At 40.0% G+C, this 20,164-nt stretch carries 18 protein-coding genes and 1 other annotated feature; of the genes, 10 read left to right on the top strand and 8 right to left on the bottom strand.

Annotated features, from left to right (window positions below; translation table 11 throughout):
* Positions 1 to 46 precede the first annotated feature (46 nt).
* From MHH68_RS16010 to MHH68_RS15990, 5 genes are all read left to right on the top strand, one after another.
* Positions 47 to 895 carry a YitT family protein gene (locus tag MHH68_RS16010; protein WP_003212797.1) on the top strand — a complete coding sequence of 283 codons (849 nt, stop codon included), beginning with the start codon at positions 47 to 49 and terminating at the stop codon, positions 893 to 895.
* Positions 896 to 943: 48 nt separating this feature from the next.
* Positions 944 to 1,279 carry a cytochrome c551 gene (cccB, locus tag MHH68_RS16005; RefSeq protein ID WP_058013575.1) on the top strand — a complete coding sequence of 112 codons (336 nt, stop codon included), beginning with the start codon at positions 944 to 946 and terminating at the stop codon, positions 1,277 to 1,279.
* Positions 1,280 to 1,659: 380 nt separating this feature from the next.
* Complete coding sequence (gene ftsE / locus MHH68_RS16000; RefSeq protein WP_058013576.1) at positions 1,660 to 2,346, top strand: cell division ATP-binding protein FtsE; 687 nt, start codon at positions 1,660 to 1,662, stop codon at positions 2,344 to 2,346.
* Positions 2,339 to 3,229 carry a permease-like cell division protein FtsX gene (gene ftsX, locus MHH68_RS15995; protein ID WP_012011409.1) on the top strand — a complete coding sequence of 297 codons (891 nt, stop codon included), beginning with the start codon at positions 2,339 to 2,341 and terminating at the stop codon, positions 3,227 to 3,229. Before ftsE ends, ftsX begins: the two co-directional genes overlap by 8 nt.
* A 111-nt stretch (positions 3,230 to 3,340) precedes the next feature.
* Positions 3,341 to 4,606, top strand: coding sequence for a peptidoglycan DD-metalloendopeptidase family protein (locus MHH68_RS15990; RefSeq protein WP_339164055.1), 1,266 nt, complete (start codon positions 3,341 to 3,343; stop codon positions 4,604 to 4,606).
* Positions 4,607 to 4,656: 50 nt separating this feature from the next.
* Here the strand turns inward: MHH68_RS15990 and MHH68_RS15985 are convergent, their stop codons facing one another.
* On the bottom strand, positions 4,657 to 5,397 hold the full coding sequence (locus MHH68_RS15985) for a sulfite exporter TauE/SafE family protein (RefSeq protein ID WP_058013578.1): 741 nt from the start codon (positions 5,395 to 5,397) through the stop codon (positions 4,657 to 4,659).
* A gap of 153 nt (positions 5,398 to 5,550) precedes the next feature.
* On the opposite strand from MHH68_RS15985, the gene MHH68_RS15980 reads away from it, so the two are divergent.
* The 3 genes from MHH68_RS15980 to MHH68_RS15970 all read left to right on the top strand — a co-directional run bounded on the left by MHH68_RS15980 (position 5,551) and on the right by MHH68_RS15970 (position 8,953).
* A complete protein-coding gene (locus MHH68_RS15980) occupies positions 5,551 to 6,999 on the top strand; it encodes a S41 family peptidase (RefSeq protein ID WP_339164051.1) in 1,449 nt (482 codons plus the stop codon).
* 344 nt (positions 7,000 to 7,343) lie between these two features.
* Positions 7,344 to 7,697: a swarming motility protein SwrAA gene (locus tag MHH68_RS15975; RefSeq protein WP_007500014.1), complete on the top strand. Its 354-nt coding sequence runs from the start codon at positions 7,344 to 7,346 to the stop codon at positions 7,695 to 7,697.
* Between the two features lie 68 nt (positions 7,698 to 7,765).
* A complete protein-coding gene (locus MHH68_RS15970) occupies positions 7,766 to 8,953 on the top strand; it encodes a PDZ domain-containing protein (RefSeq protein ID WP_061409742.1) in 1,188 nt (395 codons plus the stop codon).
* Positions 8,954 to 8,962: 9 nt separating this feature from the next.
* On the opposite strand, the gene MHH68_RS15965 is transcribed toward MHH68_RS15970, so the two are convergent.
* On the bottom strand, positions 8,963 to 9,328 hold the full coding sequence (locus MHH68_RS15965; RefSeq protein ID WP_058013581.1) for a winged helix-turn-helix transcriptional regulator: 366 nt from the start codon (positions 9,326 to 9,328) through the stop codon (positions 8,963 to 8,965).
* A gap of 228 nt (positions 9,329 to 9,556) precedes the next feature.
* Here MHH68_RS15965 and MHH68_RS15960 point away from each other — a divergent pair, with 228 nt between their 5' ends.
* A complete protein-coding gene (locus MHH68_RS15960; RefSeq protein ID WP_339164048.1) occupies positions 9,557 to 10,231 on the top strand; it encodes a nitroreductase family protein in 675 nt (224 codons plus the stop codon).
* Positions 10,232 to 10,320: 89 nt separating this feature from the next.
* Positions 10,321 to 10,545 (top strand) — a binding site (T-box leader).
* A 76-nt stretch (positions 10,546 to 10,621) separates the two neighbouring features.
* Positions 10,622 to 11,971: an amino acid permease gene (locus MHH68_RS15955; RefSeq protein WP_169055779.1), complete on the top strand. Its 1,350-nt coding sequence runs from the start codon at positions 10,622 to 10,624 to the stop codon at positions 11,969 to 11,971.
* 210 nt (positions 11,972 to 12,181) lie between these two features.
* Here the strand turns inward: MHH68_RS15955 and MHH68_RS15950 are convergent, their stop codons facing one another.
* The 6 genes from MHH68_RS15950 to MHH68_RS15925 all read right to left on the bottom strand — a co-directional run bounded on the left by MHH68_RS15950 (position 12,182) and on the right by MHH68_RS15925 (position 20,106).
* Positions 12,182 to 13,597 carry an ATP-binding protein gene (locus MHH68_RS15950; RefSeq protein WP_339164044.1) on the bottom strand — a complete coding sequence of 472 codons (1,416 nt, stop codon included), beginning with the start codon at positions 13,595 to 13,597 and terminating at the stop codon, positions 12,182 to 12,184.
* Positions 13,594 to 14,280 (bottom strand): response regulator transcription factor, encoded by a 687-nt coding sequence (locus MHH68_RS15945; RefSeq protein ID WP_180310026.1) that lies wholly within the window; start codon positions 14,278 to 14,280, stop codon positions 13,594 to 13,596. The genes MHH68_RS15950 and MHH68_RS15945 overlap by 4 nt, the downstream gene beginning before the upstream one ends.
* Positions 14,277 to 15,260, bottom strand: a complete 984-nt coding sequence (locus MHH68_RS15940) for a YncE family protein (protein WP_339164039.1) — start codon at positions 15,258 to 15,260, stop codon at positions 14,277 to 14,279. The genes MHH68_RS15945 and MHH68_RS15940 overlap by 4 nt, the downstream gene beginning before the upstream one ends.
* A 276-nt stretch (positions 15,261 to 15,536) precedes the next feature.
* Positions 15,537 to 16,871 carry an MFS transporter gene (locus MHH68_RS15935; RefSeq protein WP_339164037.1) on the bottom strand — a complete coding sequence of 445 codons (1,335 nt, stop codon included), beginning with the start codon at positions 16,869 to 16,871 and terminating at the stop codon, positions 15,537 to 15,539.
* 40 nt (positions 16,872 to 16,911) lie between these two features.
* Entirely contained in the window at positions 16,912 to 17,484 is a 573-nt protein-coding gene (locus tag MHH68_RS15930; RefSeq protein WP_058013588.1) for a TetR/AcrR family transcriptional regulator, read from the bottom strand.
* Positions 17,485 to 17,574: 90 nt separating this feature from the next.
* Positions 17,575 to 20,106: a PEP/pyruvate-binding domain-containing protein gene (locus MHH68_RS15925; RefSeq protein WP_339164035.1), complete on the bottom strand. Its 2,532-nt coding sequence runs from the start codon at positions 20,104 to 20,106 to the stop codon at positions 17,575 to 17,577.
* Between the last annotated feature and the right edge of the window lie 58 nt (positions 20,107 to 20,164).

Here is a 20,164-nt window from a genome sequence, read left to right as displayed (position 1 = left end):
GGGCTTAAAATAGGTGTGCATTCAGAAGTAACGGAGGAAGAAAGACATGAAGCAGGGACATTCACAATTATGGATTGAAGCGAAAAATTACTTGTTCATTTTAATTGGATCAGCCATTGTGGCGATTGGATTTAATACGTTATTATTACCGAATCAGATTGCCGCAGGTGGTGTGAGCGGTATTAGTACGATTATGCAGTCATTCGGCTTTGAGGCGGCATATGTGCAGTGGGGGCTCAATATTCCGCTGTTTATCGCTGGTTTTTATTTATTAGGCGGTACATTCGGAGTGAAAACGCTCGTTGGCTCTATTTTCTTACCTTTGATGGTGTTTGTCACAAGACATATTGCACCAGTGACACATGAAGCGCTCTTAGCAGCCATTTTTGGCGGAGTAGTGATTGGGATCGGAATAGGGCTCGTGTTCCTTGGAAATGGGTCAACAGGTGGAACGGCACTCGCTGCCAAAATCATCAATAAATATACAGGCCTCACGCTTGGCACTTGTCTAGCGATGATGGATGGCCTAATTGTACTGGCTGCGATGACTGTTTTCGGGATTGAAGAGGGACTGTACGCTGTCATTGGTGTATTTATTTCAAGTAAAACGATTGATGTCGTACAGGCCGGATTCAGTCATTCGAAAATGGCGATGATCATTACAGGGCATGAGGATGAAGTTAGACAGGCAGTGTTTGATCAAATTGACCGTGGTGTCACAAAAATCTCAGCAGTCGGAGGATATACTGACCATGACCGTCCAATTTTGATGTGTGTCGTTGGGCAGTCACAATTCACAAAGTTGAAACAAGTGGTGAAAGCAATCGATGCATCAGCATTTGTCATCGTAATGGATGCAAAAGAGGTGCTTGGTGAGGGTTTTAAAAGGGCGTAAACAAGGATATAATAGCGTTGACCAAATGATTGTAGGGGAGGGAAATTGATGCAAAAGAGCGGATTAATGATGCTGTTTGCAGCGATGCTTCTTGTTCTTGCGGCTTGTGGAGGAAATTCAAGCAGCAGTGACAGTAAAAAAGAAGGCAGCAAAAGTGCTTCAACTGTGAGCAGTGGTGAGGAAATTTATCAGCAAAACTGTATTGGCTGTCATGGGAAAGACCTATCTGGCGGAGGCGGCCCAAGCCTGAAAGAAGTAGGGAAGAAATATAATGAAAGCCAAATTGCAGATATTGCACAGAATGGTAAAGGCTCTATGCCAAGCGGAATGGTAGATGAGAAGCAAGCAAAAGAAGTAGCAAAGTGGCTTGCAGAGAAAAAATAAAACCTTTGTCTAATCGACAAGGTTTTTTTGTTTTTATATGTAGAAAAAGACTTTTGAATAGTATGAAAACGTATTATATTAAATTTTATTTAAAAAATAAGGGTAAAAAGACATGTTTTTCGGTTTTGAATGTTGTTTTTACCTTTTAACTATAAGTTTTGAAACATAAATGTAATACCATTGCGTCGATTCATGACGTATAATTGGAGTTGTTGAAATTTAGACGATTCAATTTTTTCATCTTTTTGGATGAAAAGGACATAAATTGCTTGTGCGTATCGAAGGGTATGTGCGTGACCATACATAACGTGTTTTGACGATTACTGTCAAAACATCATGATAAGCTGTTAGTCAGAAATAAGAAAAGATTAGGTGATTACATGATTGAAATGAAGGAAGTCTACAAGATCTATCCTAACGGTGTAAAGGCGATCAATGGAATCAATGTCTCTATCCACCCAGGAGAGTTTGTGTATGTTGTTGGTCCCAGTGGTGCTGGTAAATCCACTTTCATCAAAATGATGTATCGTGAAGAGAAGCCAACCAAAGGGAAAATCTTAATTAATAGCAAAGATTTAGGCTCGATTAAGGAAAAAGAAATACCTTACTTAAGAAGAGAAATTGGCGTAGTATTCCAAGATTTCAAACTACTCCCAACTCTCACTGTGTTTGAGAACGTGGCATTTGCTCTCGAAGTCATTGGGGAACAGCCTCAAATCATTAAGAAAAAAGTGCTGGATGTACTTGATTTGGTACAGCTCAAGCACAAAGCGCGACAATTTCCTGACCAGCTGTCTGGCGGTGAGCAGCAGCGTGTATCCATCGCTCGTTCGATCGTGAATAGTCCTGAGGTAGTCATTGCAGACGAGCCGACAGGAAACCTTGATCCAGACACATCTTGGGAAATCATGAAGACACTCGAAGAGATTAATAACCGAGGAACAACAGTCGTTATGGCAACACATAACAAAGAGATTGTAAACAGCATGAAGAAACGCGTCATCGCAATCGAAGATGGAATGATTGTGCGTGACGAAGCAAGAGGGGAGTACGGCATTTATGATTAAAACTCTCTCGCGGCATTTACGTGAGAGCTTCCGTTCACTTGGAAGAAACACGTGGATGACATTTGCATCAATTAGTGCGGTCACTGTCACATTGATTTTAGTTGGGGTTTTTCTTGTGATTATGCTCAACTTGAATAACATGGCATCGAACGCTGAGAAAGAAGTAGAAGTAAAAGTTCTAATCGATTTAACCGCGAATCAAAAGCAGCAGGATGAATTAAAAGCAGAAATTGAGAAGATTCCTGAAATCAGTGATGTGAAATACTCATCCAAGGATGATGAACTAAAAGCACTGATTAAAAGCTTTGGTGAAAATGGACAATCCATGGGACTTGTTGATCAAGAAAACCCATTAAACGATGCGTTTATTGTGAAAACATCAGATCCACACGATACACCAAAAGTTGCGAAGAAATTAGAAAACCTAAAAGGTACGTATAAAGTAACCTATGGTAAAGAAGAAGTCAGCCGACTCTTTAATGTGGTCGGAGTGGCGCGAAATGTAGGGATTGCGCTTATTATTGGGCTTTTATTTACAGCCATGTTCTTGATCTCAAATACGATCAAAATTACGATTTTTGCTAGACGTAAAGAAATCGAGATTATGAAGCTTGTAGGTGCAACGAACTGGTTTATCCGCTGGCCATTCTTTATTGAAGGATTACTGCTCGGTGTATTTGGTTCCATTATACCAATTGCTCTATTACTTGGCACATATCAATATGCAGTGGGTTGGGTGGCACCGAGAGTACAAGGCTCATTTATTTCCATGCTTCCATATAACCCGTTTGTTTATCAAGTGTCACTGGTCCTTCTTTTGATCGGTGCAATCATTGGTGTATGGGGAAGCTTGACGTCCATCCGTAAATTCTTAAAAGTATAAATCTATTTTTGATGGCAGCACTCGAGAATTTGATAGAAGGTGTGACCGGTTGAACCAGTTCATCCGGTCGACTCTTCATGCAGGCAGTTGTCATAGGAGGGGAATATCGTTTTGAAAAGAAAGCTGATGATGGCTGGAATGGCAGCGTTTATTGGAACAACGTGGCTATATATTCCAGGGAATGAGAATCGTGCATTCGCATACGAAGACCTAGATCAAAAGCGTCAACAAATCGAAGAGAAAACATCAAAGACTGAATCAACTTTGAAGAAAAAGAAATCAGAGCTGGCTAAGCTTGAAAAGAAAGAATCAAAGCTCAAAAAAGAAATTGAAAAGATTGATCATAAGGTAAGTGCTGCAACTGAAAAAGTGGCAGAAAAAGAAAAAGAAGTCAAACAAACGAAGCAAGAGATCAAGAAACTAAAAAAGGACATTCAAGTCATCAATGATCGAATTGAAAAAAGAAAAGCTATTTTCAAAGATCGAATTCGTTCGATGCAAAAAAGCGGCGGTACGATCAACTATTTAGATGTGCTGCTGGGTGCTCGCAGCTTTAGTGATTTTGTCGGTCGTGTTGGAGCTGTCACAACCATTGTCGAAGCAGACAAAGACATGATTACAGAACATGAAAATGATTTAAAGCTGGTGGAGCAAAAAGAAGCAGAGCTAAATAATCAGCTAAGTGGACTTGAAACATCTCTGAAAGAGCTAGAAGAGTTGAAAAAGGATTTGTCTAAACAGCAAAAAGAAAAAGAGAAAATCTTAGGGGATGTAACAGATAAAAAGAACCATGCCCATGATGAATTAGGCAAACTCGAAAATGAACAAGAAATTCTAACGAACCAAAAAGCGGCTGTGAAGTCTGAGGAAGCACGCCGACAAAAGGAAGAAGCAAAGAAAGCAGAACAAGCAGCTGCTGAAAAAAGTGCACCTGCACCTCAAAGTGGCGGCTCAGATCAAGTATCTGATACACCATCAAGCAGCTCAGGTTTTATTAAACCAGCTGCAGGACGCTTCTCATCTGGCTTTGGCGGGCGTTCTGGCGGAAACCACTTTGGATTAGATATTGCAGCAAAAGGCACAGTATCTGTCGTCGCAGCAGCATCTGGAACAGTCACGAACTCAAGCTACTCATCAAGCTACGGGAACGTGATATTCATTACGCATAATATCAATGGACAGACTTATCAAACGGTATATGCCCACCTATCTACAAGAAGTGTGTCCACAGGGCAGAGAGTCGAGCAAGGACAATTCCTTGGATATATGGGGAATACAGGCCAGTCACATGGTCAGCATCTCCATTTTGAAATTCATAAAGGATTATGGAATGGTGCTAAATCAAATGCAGTCAACCCAGCGCAATATATCCGCTAATCAAAAAGCCGATAACATCATGTTATCGGCTTTTTTTATTCTAAATAAAATTAAAATAACAGCAGTATACCGGCAATAATAGGTGTTAGCAGTACAGCCGATTTTAATAAAAGCTTCGGTGCAAGACGTGTGAATTTTGCGCCAATATAAGCCCCTAATACTGTTCCGATTAAAATTTGAATGAGTAAGATAAAATCAACATAGCCCTCTGTAATATATCCAATTCCACCACCGATGGAAATCGGAATAATGACAAGCATCGTCGTGCCAACTGCCTGCCGAATGGAAAGTCTCAGTAAAATCAAAAGTCCTACTTGGATAAATGGTGCGGACCCGATACCAAACATACCTGACAGCAATCCAGATACAAGTCCTAAAATAATACCCCTTATAAGCAGCTGACGTGAAGAAAGCGGCTGCTGCTCAGCTTCTTCCTTCAGAACAAATAATTTGATCATCATAAACACAGCGGATAAAAAGAGCATTCCGGCTGTTAAATAGTGCAGATTTCCTTCTGGAATAAAAGGAGCAATCTTAGCTCCTGCAAAGGAAGCCACACAAGCCAAAGCTCCGACAATCAAACCAGATTTCAGCTGAATATTCCCTTCCCTGTAGTGGCTGTATGCACCTGATAACGTCGTAAATGCCATTGCGGCTAAAGACGTCCCAAGTGCGGTATGGATAGGGATATCAAAAATTAACGTAAGCAATGCGATGACAAAACCAGCCCCGCCTGCTCCTACAAATCCTAATAAAATTCCTAATAATAGCATCGTCAATATAATATACATAGCGAAGACTCCTTCTCGATCATAACAAAATAAAAATTACACCTAATAAAATAATTAGTCAAGCCTTCGCAGCAGAATGTCTTTACATGAAATCCCTTCTTCTGGCATATAATAACTCAGGTCATCAGGAAGAGTTGAAGAAGGAGGCCAAATATGAAAAAACAAATCGCATCTATTATGGCAAGTGTCGTTCTATTAATTAGTGCAGGGGTGATGACGCATAAAGAGGGAACTCATGCGGAGTCACCGCAAGCAGCTGCTGCAATGGCTGGACAAGCTCAATCAAGTGATAAGGCGAAAGAGAATGGGATGGAGAAAATTGAGAAAGCCTATGACCTTATTTCGAATGAATATGTAGAGGAAGTGGATCGCCAAAAGCTGCTTGAAGGCGCTATTCAAGGAATGCTTTCAACTTTAAATGATCCATATTCAGTATACATGGACAAGCAAACTGCCAAGCAATTTTCTGATTCACTTGATTCTTCTTTTGAGGGAATTGGGGCAGAAGTGGGGATGGATGAAGGAAAAATCATTATTGTCTCTGCCTTTAAAAAATCCCCCGCAGCAAAAGCAGGTCTAAAGCCGAAAGATGAAATCATCAGCATTGATGGTGAGTCGATGAAAGAAAAAAGCTTAAACGATGCTGTACTAAAAATAAGAGGGAAAAAAGGAACATCCGTCGCTCTGAAAATCAGACGAAATGGGATTGAAAAAGAGTTAACCTTCCAAATCAAACGAGAAGAAATCCCGCTTGAAACCGTGACTTCCTCTGTGAAAGAGGTAAATGGACATAAAACAGGCTATATCGCGATCTCAAGCTTTTCAGAAGATACTGCGAAGGATTTCACGTTAAGCCTGAAACAGCTCGAGAAAAAGGGCATAGAAGGCCTTGTGCTTGATGTGAGAGGAAACCCTGGCGGCTATCTGCAAAGTGTAGAAGACATTTTAAAGCACTTTATTACAAAGGATCAGCCATATATTCAAATTGCAGAACGGAACGGCGACAGGAAACGATATTTTTCAAAGCGGAAGGAACAGAAGCCTTACCCAGTTAATGTCTTAATTGATAAAGGCAGTGCATCCGCTTCTGAAATACTTGCAGGTGCTATGAAAGAAGCCGGAAAATATGAAGTTGTCGGTGATGTCTCCTTTGGCAAAGGCACTGTGCAGCAGGCGGTTCCAATGGGTGACGGCAGTAACATTAAATTAACGTTGTATAAATGGCTCACGCCAAAAGGGAATTGGATTCACAAAAAAGGTGTCGTACCGACCATTGCGATTCATCAGCCAGATTACTTTACTGTAGGTCCGCTTCAGCTGAAAGAACCTCTTCAGCTTGATATGAATAATGAAGAAGTGAGACAAGCACAGACGCTATTAAAGGGCTTGTCATTCGACCCCGGCAGAGTAGATGGCTACTTTGATGAAGAAACGAAAAAGGCGGTATTAGCCTTCCAAAGCACATACAATCTTAATAAATCAGGTGTAATTGATCTGAAGACAGCGAAAATGATGAACAAAATGGTGGATGAAGTGAAATCCTATGAAAAAAATGATCTTCAACTGCAGACTGCACTAAAAGCACTATATCTTAAAAAATAAAGAGGCGAATAAATGCCTCTTTTTTTTGGTTCATAAGTGTCACAAACATGTAATAGTTTATTCTTAAAAATAAATTATATCGAGAAATATATTCATTTATTTTACAAAAAACATAACATTCCTCCGATTTTACCCGATAACATATTTATATAAGAGACTTTCTGTTGATTTAAACATGTCATGAAAATGAAACTTTTGAAAGTTGTATGTTACATAAATAATTCTTACAATATAAAGTAGCACTCATTTTAAATATTTTATTTTTTGCGGATATTCAGCTTGAGCATTAAGCTGTACCGAGGTTTGCGCTTTTCTTAAAAGAACTAGTAAATGGGGGTACACAATTGAAAAGGGCAAGTATTGTGAGAGAGAAAAAATATTACGAGTTGGTAGAGGAGCTTAAGAGTCGTACGAAAGATGTGACGTTTTCCGCTACAAAGGCATTAAGTCTGCTCATGCTGTTGAGCAGGTACTTGGTCAATTACACAACGGTAGAATCAGTCGACGAAATCGATGAAGACTGTGCTGAGATATACTTCAATTATTTAATGGATAATCATAAGAGACTTGGTATAAACTTAACCGACATCAAGAGGTCGATGCAGCTGCTCGGCGGCATACTAGATGTAGATGTCAATCACTACTTAAAAGATTTTTCACTGTCGAATGTCACACTTTGGATGAATCAGGAGAAATAAACCTGGTGTCAAGCATCGATTTATTTGATAGAATAAGAGAAAATGCTTGACTTGGGCGGTGAACGATAATGAGCTCGGAGTGGATGGGAGCTGGATTAAAAGCGGTCGGTCTGTTTTTAATCCACCCTCTTTTTTATTTCATGATATTAATCAGCCTGTTACATGGCTACATCCGCGTAAAGCGGGAGAGAAAAGCGTTTCAAACAAGAATAGAAGATGTATACGATGAACTTAAATTTACATATTCAAAGGGATGGATTCTAGGAATTTGCCTATCCATTATTTCAGTAGGCTTAGGGATTGCCCTCCCGCCTGGATTCATCGTGCTGATTGCAGCGATGACCATCGTTTGCTCTTTATTCTTTAAGGCGAGTGCGCTTTCGTCTGCATACACACTCGGTTTCAGTTTTATTGCGGCACTTGGACTATTGTATGTCCAAGTGAGCCATTCATGGCTGCCGCAGCTCTCAATGATGAATGCATCAGCCGTTGTCATTCTGCTAGGTCTTTTATTAATGACCGAGGGGATTCTAGCCTATCGAACGGCGCATTTACGAACATCGCCTGCAATGGTGATGAGTGCGAGAGGACTTTTGATTGGCCAGCAGCGGGCAAACCGTCTGTGGCTTTTACCGCTTGTTTTGCTGATGCCGGCAGGTGAATTTACTTCTTCTCTGCCATGGTGGCCGGTGCTTCAAGTACACGATCAAAGCTTTTCTTTTATTTTGATTCCATACATCATCGGTTTCGGGCAGCGGATTCAAGGATCGCTGCCAATTGTGAGCATTCAAATTACAGCTCGGCGTATTCTCATGCTTGGACTTGCTGTTGCTTTACTAGGTGCTGCAAGTATTTGGTTTGAGCCGATTGCATGGGGAGCTGTATTAATAGCGATTGCCGGTAGAGCTTTCCTTTCATGGAAACAGCGAGTCAACGACAATGCGGCTCCATTCTACTTCTCTAAGCGTAATCAGGGGCTAATGGTGCTGGGAATCATTCCGAATACCCCTGCAGCTGATTTAAAGCTTGAGATCGGAGAAGTCATTACAAAGGTGAATGGAATTGAAGTCAAAACCGTTTCGGAATTTTACGAAGCCCTTCAAACCAATCGTGCTCTGGCAAAGCTTGAGATCATTGGCTTGAATGGTCAGACAAGGTTTGAGAAACGCGCTTCTTACGAAGGGGAGCATCATCAGCTTGGCATCCTGTTTGTAAAGGATGATCCACAGCAAGAATCAACGGCGATTTCATCATAAAAAAAGCTGCTAGAGATGGCAGCTTTTTTCTTTTGGGCGCGCTTCTTTTCCATAGGATTCGCCCCATTCACGCATAGCGAAGATGATAGGCTTTAACGTATCTCCTAGAGAAGTGAGTGAATATTCGACACGAGGAGGGACCTCCTCATAGACTTCTCTGTGAACAATGCCGTCTTGTTCTAGTTCACGCAATTGCAGCGTAAGAACACGCTGAGAAATTCTTGGCAGAAGCCGGCGTAATTCATTGTATCGTTTTGGACCGCAAGTCAAATGATAAAGGATCACTCCTTTCCATTTTCCTCCTATTACACTCGAGGTGGTTGAAACGGGACAGCCATGATTGACAATACTGACTGGATTGGATGGTGCACTCATCTTTACGCTCCTTTCTAAGACGAAATGGGTGATAAACGAACATGATTGTACCTAACGAACAAAAATGTGCGTACTTGAATCAAAGGAAGCTTTTCTTTTACCATAGAGATATCACATCACACATCGGGTTGTTTGTTTTCTTATCATAACAATTTCTATATGGGAATGGAAAGAAATTGGATTGGTGAAATTTCACACCCTAACCGTTCACTAGAAAGGATGAATACCATGCGAGACAAAGAGCAATTAAAAAAAGAAATCATTGAGGCGTATGAATTCCGTCATGCGACAAAAGAGTTTGACCCAGCGAAAAAGATTCCAGAAGATGATTTTGCGTTCATTTTAGAGACAGGAAGACTTTCCCCAAGCTCTGTCGGATTTGAGCCTTGGAAGTTCCTCGTCGTTCAAAATGAAGCATTTAGAGAGAAATTAAAAGAATATACATGGGGTGCGCAAAAGCAGCTGCCAACTGCCAGCCATTTTGTGATCATTTTGGCAAGAACAGACGCCAGGTATGATTCACCATATGCAGAATACATCAATAAGGAAATCAAAGGAATGACAGACGAAACGTTTGAGATGGTAAAAGAACGCTACAAACAATTCCAAGAGAATGATCTTCATTTGATGGAAACTGACCGTACGCTCTTCGATTGGGCTTCCAAACAAACGTATATTGCCCTTGGAAATATGATGACAGCTGCGGCACAAATCGGCATTGATTCATGTCCTGTTGAGGGATTCAGCTACGATGAAATTCATCGTATGCTTGAGGAAGAAGGATTACTTGAAGATGGTCAGTACGACATCTCTATCATGGCTGCCTTTGGGTATCGAGTCGTTGAGCCAAGGCGCGGAAAAACGCGTCGTCCAATGGATGAAGTAGCCGTTTGGATTCGTTAAAAGGAAATGTCGGAAAAAGGCTGTTGACAATTGCGTGGTTAGTCAGTATATTTAAAAAATAAAATCTTTGATAAATAGACAAATTGACTATAAACGCTTTGACTTGAGAATAGTAAATGAATATCCGTTTTCTAAGAGAGCTGCGGGTTGGTGCAACGCAGTAAAACGAATCATTGAACTCGCTCAAGGAGCGGTAAGACTGAATGAATAGTAAGTCTTTACGTGTGACCTCCGTTATCGGGTTTCAAGTTGGATTCAGCTATGTCTGAGTCAATAAGAGTGGTAACGCGGTTGAAAGGTCAGTCGTCTCTTCCAGGAGATGACTGGCCTTTTTTATATGCTTTTATCTTATATTTGTCTGAAGATTCAAATTTAAAGGAGCTATAGAAAATGGAAAAGGAACATGTACAGTTAAAACGAACAATGACGTCAAGGCATATCATGATGCTCGCACTTGGAGGAGCCATCGGTGCTGGTCTGTTTAAAGGAAGCAGTTCTGCCATTGATATCGCGGGTCCTGCTGTCATTTTGGCATATATGATTGGTGGTCTTATTTTATTATTTATTATGCAAGGACTTGCCGAAATGACAGTTGCACGACCTGGCGCTAGAACATTCCGTGATTTAATTGAACCTGTGTTAGGCAAATACCCCGCCTATTTCTTAGACTGGATATATTGGAAAATGTGGGTGTTGAACATTGCAGCAGAAGCGATCGTGTCTGCTATTTTTATTCAGTACTGGTTCCCACAAGTACCAATTTGGACACTTGTGTTAATCATTTCACTTGTTGTGACATTGATCAATGTTTGTTCAGTCAAAATGTTTGCTGAGACAGAGTACTGGTTAGCTTCTATTAAAATTGCTGTCATTCTTTTATTTATTATCATCGGGTTAACGATGCTGTTTGTCTCATTCGGACAGCATGCAGCACCGGGATTATCCAACTTAACCGACCACGGAGGATTTTTCCCAAATGGAACGGGCGGCTTAATTGCGGCAATGCTGGTGGTCGTGTATTCATATGGCGGAACTGAAATGATTGGGGTTACATTAGCAGAAACGAAAAACCCTGAAAAAGTCATCCCAAAAGCCATTCAAAGTACATTTGTACGAATCATCGGTTTTTATGTACTTCCGTTCTTCATCATCGTCAGCTTAATTCCTTGGAATCAAGTAAACAATGAACAAGTGAGCCCATTCGTCACAGTGTTTGCAACGATTGGTGTGCCATATGCAAGTGATATCATGAACGGGATTATTTTATTAGCGATCTTGTCTTCTATGAACTCTGGTCTGTATGCTTCTTCAAGGGTACTATTTACACAGGCAATGGATGGCCGTGTATGGAAGGGCTTTTCGAAGCTGTCGAAACAGCAGGTGCCAGTCAGAGCGATTCTAGTATGTACATCTACTTTGTATGCAGCTGTATTAATCTCTCTTTTTGTAGGAAGTCAAACCTTTAATTATTTAATGGGATCTTTAAGTTATACAGTCCTATTCATCTGGTTTATTATTGCTGTCGGGCATCTAAAGTCTCGAAGTGTAGCAGCACCAGGAGGATATCGCGTCAAGCTGTATCCTTTCACAACATGGTTTTCTGTCATTGCGATCATTGCCATTTTTATCGGTGTAGTATCAACGACTCCAATTGTCCAAACCATGGTCACAATGGGGATCTATCTCATCATCACGCTTTCTTTCTTCATCAATAGAAAGCGGTTTGAAACAGCTGTTTAATTTAAAAGCGTGCAGGACTTTTGAAGAAGGTCTCGCACGCTTTTTTAATGTAGTTTTATTGTTTGAACTAAAGTACCGAATCACCTTTTGAAAGAAATTGATACATAAAAGCAGATGATCAAAAAGGGACTGAAAATAGCTGTTCAAATTTAGGCGACTGATGCGTATATATGGATTAAACGGATGACCTTACCTACAAAGTTTATTTGGTTATATCATAGGCAGGTCTTCATCGATTGGAGTATTTGGCAGCTGGATGATGGCTGTCGAACCGCATCCTGTCTCAGATTGAATATCGAACGTGCCATGATGTTTTTTCATGATTTGATAGACAATAGCTAGTCCAAGGCCTGAGCCGCCATCTTTTCTCGTACGCGCCTTATTTACTCGGTAAAACCGCTCAGAAACATGTGGAAGGTCTTCTTTTGGAATACCGTTGCCCTCATCTGTCACTCTCAATTCAGCTTTATGTTGGTGAACTAGTAATTCAATCGAGACCGATTTTCCAGAGGGAGTGTAATGAATGGCGTTATCCAGTAAATTACGAATCACTTGTTGCAGCCGATCGCTATCGCCATACACAATACAATCTTCATCAAGTGTCCGTTTCAGATAAATGCCCTTTTGATTAGCGATAAATGCCATTTGATCAAGAACGTCATGAATCAGCTGAGCAAAGACGATTGGCTCCATCGTTAGGGGATAAGAATCTCCTTCTAGCTGCGCAAGGTCTAAAAGATCATGCACAAGCCGGCTTAAACGTGCGGCCTCATCCTGGATGATGTGCATTCCTTTTTTTTGATCAATGATCCCTTCTTCAATACCTTCAGCATATCCTTTCATATAACTTAGCGGAGTCCGAAGTTCGTGAGAGACATTCGCAAGAAATTCCCTGCGGTGCTGCTCAACTTTTTCAAGGGTAGAAGACAGTTTGTTAAAAGAGCGGCTCAGTTGGTTTAACTCATCTCCGTTTTTGGTCACAGCCATCCGTTTTGAAAAATCACCAGATTCCATTTCCATAGCAATTTCTTTCATCTGATTAATTGTCCGAACGACTTTATTGGAGCTTTTATATCCGATAAAGAAAATCAGGATCAGGATTAATAAAATAGATATGCCAAGTGTCAATCTGATTTGGACAAAGGGTTCATATACATCCGATAAGGGCATGGATAGAAAAATTGTCCCTGATAGCTCATCTTTGTTTGAGAAAACAGGGATGGCGATGCCAAGAATATCTTGATGAAACTGAGAGTGTTCTCTAATCAACACGACAGTATCCCCTTGAAGGAGCTTTTGGCGTTCCTTGAACGTGATGAGGTTATCATTTGTGTTCGTATCAAAAGGAAGACCACTGGAAAGCTCCATTGGATCATCTGTAAAAATAATGTTCGCCTGACTCGAATCGTTAGCCCATTTTATTCTATCGGTAAAATACGTATCTTTCCCGTGTTTATGATAGATTTGTGCCAGCTTTTTACCTTGTAAACTTAAGGAATCAATCTGTTTATCAACATATAAGTGCTGGTATAAGTAATAGGTGAGGACAAGAGCTGAGGCAGCAACGATTCCGGTCACTACAAGGATTAAGAAGAGCACCTTCTTTTTAATAGATAAAGGCTTCATTCTTCCTCCTCAAACTTATAGCCGACACCCCAAACGGTTTTTATATGCCGTTCCGCTCCCTTTAATTTCAGTCTCAGCGTTTTGATATGTGTATCGACTGTTCGTAAAGATCCGCTCGTAGAATGTGATTCCCACAGTTTTTGATAGAGCTGTTCTCGTGAAAACACTTGGCCTTGATTGAGTAAAAGAAACATGAGCAAATCGAATTCTCTTCTAGTTAAATTAATGGGCTCCTGATGGATATAGACTTGTCTACCATCCTGATCAATCTCCATGTCATCAAACTGTATGCGGCTGCGCTTTAGCGAAAGACCTCTAATTCGTCTCAAAGTTGTTTCAATTCTTGCTGCAAGCTCACGTAGACTGAAAGGCTTCATGATGTAGTCATCCGCACCAATTTCTAAACCTCTAATTCGATCCTCCTCATAACTTCTAGCTGTTAAGAATAAGATGGGGATTTGAGATGTTTGCCGAATACGCTGGCAGACTTCAAATCCATCCATGTCAGGCATCATGATATCTAGTACTACAAGGTCAACGGGTTCCTTTTCAAGCTGACGTAAGGCATCCATTCCATTATTAGCTGTGATGATGTGAAAGCCTTGTCTTTTTAAGAAGGATCCGATTAACTCAAGCATATCGAACTCATCGTCTACGATTAAAATATGCATTTGTTCTTTCATTTCTTTTCCTCCAACACGATAGCATAAGGTCCTGATGAGACATTCAGTCGATTTTTCATCATGAATGTATGTTTATCGATAATTGATACTGAATTGTCATCTAAGTTACTCACATATATTGATGTGGTATCAGCGGTGATATAATTCGGATTTTGACCAGTTTCAACAGAAGCAAGCTGCTTATTCGTCTCTGTATCTACTTTGTATAGCGTATGATCTCCATGACAAAGAACATATAAAGTAGAAGAGTTTTTCTCTGAAAAGAATGCAACAGGCATAACGCCTAGTTTTATTTCTCGCTGCTTTTTACCTGTTTTAGGGTCGTAAGCAAAAATGCTTTTATTTAAGGTGCCTGGTTTACCGTGACCACCGATCCAAATGGATTGTCCATCAAAATGAATACCAGAAGGTCGTTCAAGTACAGAGAACGTACGTATCTGTTTTTCCTTCTCAATATCTATGACAGAGACAGTATGACTTTCTGCATTCAAAACAAATAAAGTACCTGACGGAGAAAGTGTCATAGAAGAAGGTAACTTTCCGGTCTTTACAGTTGCTTTTATTTTTTTACGCTGCGTATCAATAAAATAAACGACACTTTTCTGTGAATCCGCTGCAATTAAGGTGTGAGAAGCTGCATCATATGTAAGGGAAGTCAGCCCTTTATTCACATCCATATAATCTGTTGCTGTACCTTTTTTTAAATTAATCTCAATCAGCGATTCTCCTTCTTTACTAGTTGCGATGATGACGTCTTTGTTGATTTGGATAAGATCAGTGAGCGGATGTTTTAAATCAACGGAAGAGATCATTTTATTCTTTTGTAAATCAACTATTGAAAAGGAGGCTTTTTTTAATTGAGAGATGACCGCGATCGATTGAGAGCTGCCAGGTGGAGTAAATTGCTGGTCTTTTCCACAGCCTGACAGGAATAACAATAGAGCTGATAAATAGATCAAAACATATTTTACACGTTCCATTCTTCCGCTCCTTTGTGTCCTCTATTTTCAAAAAGCATACCACAAAAATTGTGAAAAAAAATCGAAGTTATTAATACTGAAAGAGATGAAAAACAGATTTTAGGTGGATGAATGAGGACAATCCGATTTAAAGTTCCTTTTTTGTCTAGTCATATGTTTTTTTTCCTCTTTAAAAAAAGGATTTTCAATATTTGATTCCTGTGCCTGTTATAGCTTACAGTGATAAAAATAATAAAAACTCCCCCGCTCTAAATCGACTTAGAGCGCAGGGAGTCATTAGGCAGAATGCCCAGATGATGGGGAGGTAGATTTCGTTTTGACGCGTTGGGATAAAAGGAAGCCAAGGATTCCTGCGCCCATTAATACAATAAATAAAGATTGGAAACCACTCATGATACCAATCAATGTCGACGAAATGATACTGCCAAAGTATCGAAAGGTTGAGAAAATACCAGAGGCCGAACCAGATAAACTTTGATCAACAGCTGTTAAAGAAGCCATCTGCATACTTGTCATACCAATCCCTGATGAAATTCCACCTGCGACTAGTGTCACGATAAGCAGAGGTAAGGTTGGGTACTGACTCAGTGCAATTAACATGATGCCTGATAAAGTAAGGCAGAGAAATGAAAAGCGAATCATTTTTTTCGCGCCCTTTTTTGGATGGAGTTTTGCGCCTAATAAACCGCTAAGAGACATACAAAGAGAAAATACCGATAGAATCATACCGCTTTGTGTATGAGAAAGGGCAAGTTGTTGTTCCATAAACAGTGGCATGATGAGAAGGATGGCATACATCACAAAATTACTTAGCATGATCGACAGATTCGCATTTGTAAATGAACTGTTTTTAAATAGGGACAAATCGATGATCGGATTCTTTACTTTCCGTACATGTCTAAAAAATAAAGGAATGACAATCAATGCTAGAATGCCATAAATTAAATATTCATTTAGTAGCTGGCTTTTTGAGCATAGAATGACTGTGGCAATTCCGATGGTTAAATACAATGAACCGATCATATCTACTCTTGCATGTATACGTGTATGCTTTATCTTTGGAATAAGTAAAACACCGGTGACTAGTGTAAGAAATAGGAATGGGATATTCACTAAGAATATGGAATGCCAATCAAAACTCTGAATGAGAATTGATCCAATAAAAGGCCCAAGTGCGGCACCAATACCAGCACCAAATCCAAAGTAACCCATTGTTTTAGATAGCTTTTCTGGTGAGACTGTTGCACGAATCAAAGCAATGCTATTCGGTGTTAATATGGCCCCACCAGCTGCTTGAATGGAGCGAAAGATGATGAGAAATGCTAGATTAGGTGCTAAAGCACAGCCAATCGAGCCGATTAAAAAGAGTGTCACTCCGGTTAAATACATACGGCGATGCCCATATATATCTCCCAACTTACCAGCGATAGGCTGGGTGACCGCCATGACAATAAGATAAATCGTGACAACCCAAGTAATGTTTGAAATGGATTGATCATAATAAGTTGATATGGATGATAAAGCGACTGCGATCATCGTTGAGTTGACCGGAACTAGTATAGCTCCTAGTAACAAAGAATAGATGATCAAACTCTCTTTTTGCAATTTCAATGTGTATACCACCTTTTGTAAAAAAGAAGAATTCCACCCTTTAAGCGGGAGAAATTCCTCTCATGAAAATGTGTGTGTATGTCTCAATAAAATCATCTTTTTGTGTTAATACGAGCTGGAAGTCTTGCTCTAGCTGCTGAATAAAAAAACCAAAATACGTACTAATGAAAATGTCTGCATAAATGTCTTCTTTTCCTTTTAAGACATGATGCTGAGCGCTCATCTTTTTGAAGTATTGTATCAGCATTTCTCTTAGTTCTTGAGGATAAACTTTTTCATGACTGGTCAGATCTTTAAACATAGCCGGTTCTCGCATGCTGATATAAATAAATTCTTTTTTTGAAGTTAAATCCTCAAGGAAATAGGAGCCGAGAAACTTTAAATCGGTGTATAAATCGCCTTTGAATTCTGCTTCTAAGGTTTTCGTCGGTGTTGATTTCATTTTCATAATGGCAGCAATAACTCCGCGTTTGTTTTTAAAGTTGCGGAAAATTGTTGCTTCACTGACATTCGCTTTTGCGGCTATTTCTTTGGTTGTGGTTTTTTGATAGCCCTTTTCAGTCAATAAATCCATTGTTGCGCGAATGATTCGTTGATTTGTAGATTTTAACAAGCATACTCACCTCAGGTTATGAATGTGTTTGCAACAAAGTAAGTATACCGATAAAACCTATGACCGCCAATATGATCCAAAACAATAAAGTTAGACACGTGCATGCTGTTTTAATATCTGAATGCGTCCATTGCTCCCATCTACTGTCACAAGGTCACCGGATTGAAGTGTTTCAGTCGCTATTCGGGTTCCTAGGACAGCTGGCATCATATATTCTCTAGCGATAATAGCTGAATGAGACAAAATGCCTCCAGCATCGGTGATGACTGCTTTTGCATCTCTAAATAAGCTCGTCCATAAAGGTGTGGTTGTTTTGCAAACTAAAATATCATCCTTTTGAAATTGTGAGAATTCCTCAGCACATGTAATGACTTTTACTCTTCCAGAAACAATACCGCTAGATGCACCAATTCCATAGATCACATCGCTTGTGTTGTTTTCATTTTCTCTTAATGAACCGAGCATTCTTTCCACTTGCTGCAATTCAGCTTCAGTTGGGGTGCCCATATAAGCTGGTGGTTGGATGGCTTCATTATCTTTCATGTCAATTTTTCTTTGTGCGATGACTGTATTAAATGTTGTAGACGTTGTGAGAGCTGTGTGTACCTCCTCATCGTAGAGGTACCATAGATCTTCTTGATGAGGAATCGCTCCTTTTTGTACAAGAAGTTCACCAATCTTTAATAGGTATACCCTGGCTTTAGCATCTAACATGGCATCAATGTAGAAGTGATGATCATCACGGATATTAGCAGCCTGTAGAGCAAATTGGTAAAGTGTCTCAAATTTCGTTTTAAACGCTTCATCCTTCACTTGGCTCATAAAATGTCCATATGTCTCTTGTCTTTTGATGACGGCTTGTGCAAATTCTTCATCAAAATCACTTTGGTGTTGAATGTTGTTTCTAATGATATCTAGTATAAACTCAGGGTTTTCCATCCATGTCTCTTCCGTAAGGTCATGACTTTTAACAGATCTCCAGCCATAGACTTGAAGAAATTCCTTTATTGTCGAAATGAAGTGTCTGCCTTTTTCCGATTGAGTGAGTGCATCAAGCAGCTCTGGATTCTTTTCATGGTTCATAAATGCTTGATGAAGTTCATTATCTTGAAGGACACTCTTTGCAAAATCAGATAGCTTTTTGTCTGTTTCAAGAGATTTGTTCATCACGCCTATCATCATCTCATGCAGCAGGATCACTTGTGATTGATCACCAGTATACGTCACAAGCATGTCTTCTATCATAGCCGATAAAATGACTTGAGGTATGACAATATCAAAATGATCATCATATGCTTGTATATAAAAAGTCTTTAATTCTTCAAAGCCGATGATGGCTTCTTCAATGGTCAACGGTTCATTCATTTTATGATCGAGTTTTTCGTAAAAGGGAAAGAAATTTTTCTCTAAAATCTCATACATACGTTCACTTAAATGCGGAAATAACTCAAATATACTCTCATCGAATACTGGTGCAGCTTCTGCACTCGCTTCAGGCAGTGACGGTGATGAATACAGGTGACCTCTATAAAGCTTGATATCTTTAATATTCAGATCAGGCACTTGATATTTTTCACCGTTTTTCTTCATACCGCTTTTTAATGCTGGGATGATCAGACTTGAAAAGAGAGGACTTGTTGGGCCCGGCATATGATCGTCCATTGAGATCCAGAAATCCTGCAGCTCGTCTGGCTGCATTTGAAAAGAAGCACCCGCTGTTTCATCTGCTGCTTTTGAGAGGGCTGCGGTAATCGGTCTGGCTTGGAGTAAATAAAATGTGCCATTTGCTATTCCAAATTCGATATCCACGCTATGGCCATAAAGTGCTTCTACTTGTTTGGTGATTTGCGTGATTTCTACTAATTGGTCATCATTCAGGCAAAACTGACTAGCCATTTCCTCTGTCACTGCTTGTTCAATGACACCTTCTTGATAAGGAATAATTTGCAGCTCTTTCATTCCAAGTGATTTTTCAATAGAAAGTGTCTCTTTGTCTATAACAAATGTGTCTGGTGTCACAAGCCCAGAGACGATTGCTTCTCCTAGTCCGTAGCTTGCTGTCAGCATCATTTCATTGGTTTTTCCTGTTACGGGATTCTCGCTAAAGATGACACCGGAGACGTCAGAATGAATCAACCCTTGAACGACAACAGCCATGAGCGGCATCTCTTCCTCGTTTTCATCCATCTCTTCCTTATATTCTGTCACTCTCGCTGCAAAATAAGAAGACCAGCATTCTTTGACAGCCTGTAAGAATTCTTCGTTTGTTTTGATATTTAAATAGGTCTCGTACTGTCCTGCAAATGAGGCGCCTTCGAGATCTTCAGCAACAGAAGAGGATCGAACTGCAACTGAGGGATAAGTCTTCCGCAATGATTGAAAGGACGAAAGGAGTTCTGCTTCCATTTGAGAAGGAAACGATGCTTCTTTGATTTGGTGAGCAAGGTTTTGTTCAGTTGGATGCAGGTTGTGATATGAAAGAAAGCTTGAAAAGCTGTTGGTTTTGATAATAAATCCATCTGGGACTGGCAGTCCGTGATTGTTTAATTTAATTAAATTCAGGCCTTTTGCCCCTGCGAGTGCTGCGGATTCTTCAGCCGCATGAAATAAAACTGAATACATGGGAATGCCCCCTTATCCAAATAGCCAATGATTTGTCTGTCTCTCTATCGTTTCTAAA

The sequence above is a fragment of the Bacillus sp. FSL K6-2841 genome, from assembly GCF_037976435.1.
GTDB classification, from domain to species: domain Bacteria; phylum Bacillota; class Bacilli; order Bacillales; family Bacillaceae; genus Bacillus; species Bacillus pumilus.
This window is presented reverse-complemented; position numbering and strand designations above follow the sequence as displayed.

Excerpts from the sequence above, each read along its gene's own strand:
- MHH68_RS15925 (WP_339164035.1), bottom strand. The coding sequence starts at position 20,106 with ATGTATTCAGTTTTATTTCATGCGGCTGAAGAATCCGCAGCACTCGCA.
- MHH68_RS15960 (WP_339164048.1), top strand. The coding sequence starts at position 9,557 with ATGCGAGACAAAGAGCAATTAAAAAAAGAAATCATTGAGGCGTATGAA.
- MHH68_RS15950 (WP_339164044.1), bottom strand. The coding sequence starts at position 13,597 with ATGAAGCCTTTATCTATTAAAAAGAAGGTGCTCTTCTTAATCCTTGTA.
- MHH68_RS15940 (WP_339164039.1), bottom strand. The coding sequence starts at position 15,260 with ATGGAACGTGTAAAATATGTTTTGATCTATTTATCAGCTCTATTGTTA.
- MHH68_RS15965 (WP_058013581.1), bottom strand. The coding sequence starts at position 9,328 with ATGAGTGCACCATCCAATCCAGTCAGTATTGTCAATCATGGCTGTCCC.
- MHH68_RS15980 (WP_339164051.1), top strand. The coding sequence starts at position 5,551 with ATGAAAAAACAAATCGCATCTATTATGGCAAGTGTCGTTCTATTAATT.
- MHH68_RS15970 (WP_061409742.1), top strand. The coding sequence starts at position 7,766 with ATGAGCTCGGAGTGGATGGGAGCTGGATTAAAAGCGGTCGGTCTGTTT.
- ftsX (WP_012011409.1), top strand. The coding sequence starts at position 2,339 with ATGATTAAAACTCTCTCGCGGCATTTACGTGAGAGCTTCCGTTCACTT.
- MHH68_RS15945 (WP_180310026.1), bottom strand. The coding sequence starts at position 14,280 with ATGAAAGAACAAATGCATATTTTAATCGTAGACGATGAGTTCGATATG.
- MHH68_RS16010 (WP_003212797.1), top strand. The coding sequence starts at position 47 with ATGAAGCAGGGACATTCACAATTATGGATTGAAGCGAAAAATTACTTG.
- MHH68_RS15985 (WP_058013578.1), bottom strand. The coding sequence starts at position 5,397 with ATGTATATTATATTGACGATGCTATTATTAGGAATTTTATTAGGATTT.
- cccB (WP_058013575.1), top strand. The coding sequence starts at position 944 with ATGCAAAAGAGCGGATTAATGATGCTGTTTGCAGCGATGCTTCTTGTT.
- MHH68_RS15955 (WP_169055779.1), top strand. The coding sequence starts at position 10,622 with ATGGAAAAGGAACATGTACAGTTAAAACGAACAATGACGTCAAGGCAT.
- ftsE (WP_058013576.1), top strand. The coding sequence starts at position 1,660 with ATGATTGAAATGAAGGAAGTCTACAAGATCTATCCTAACGGTGTAAAG.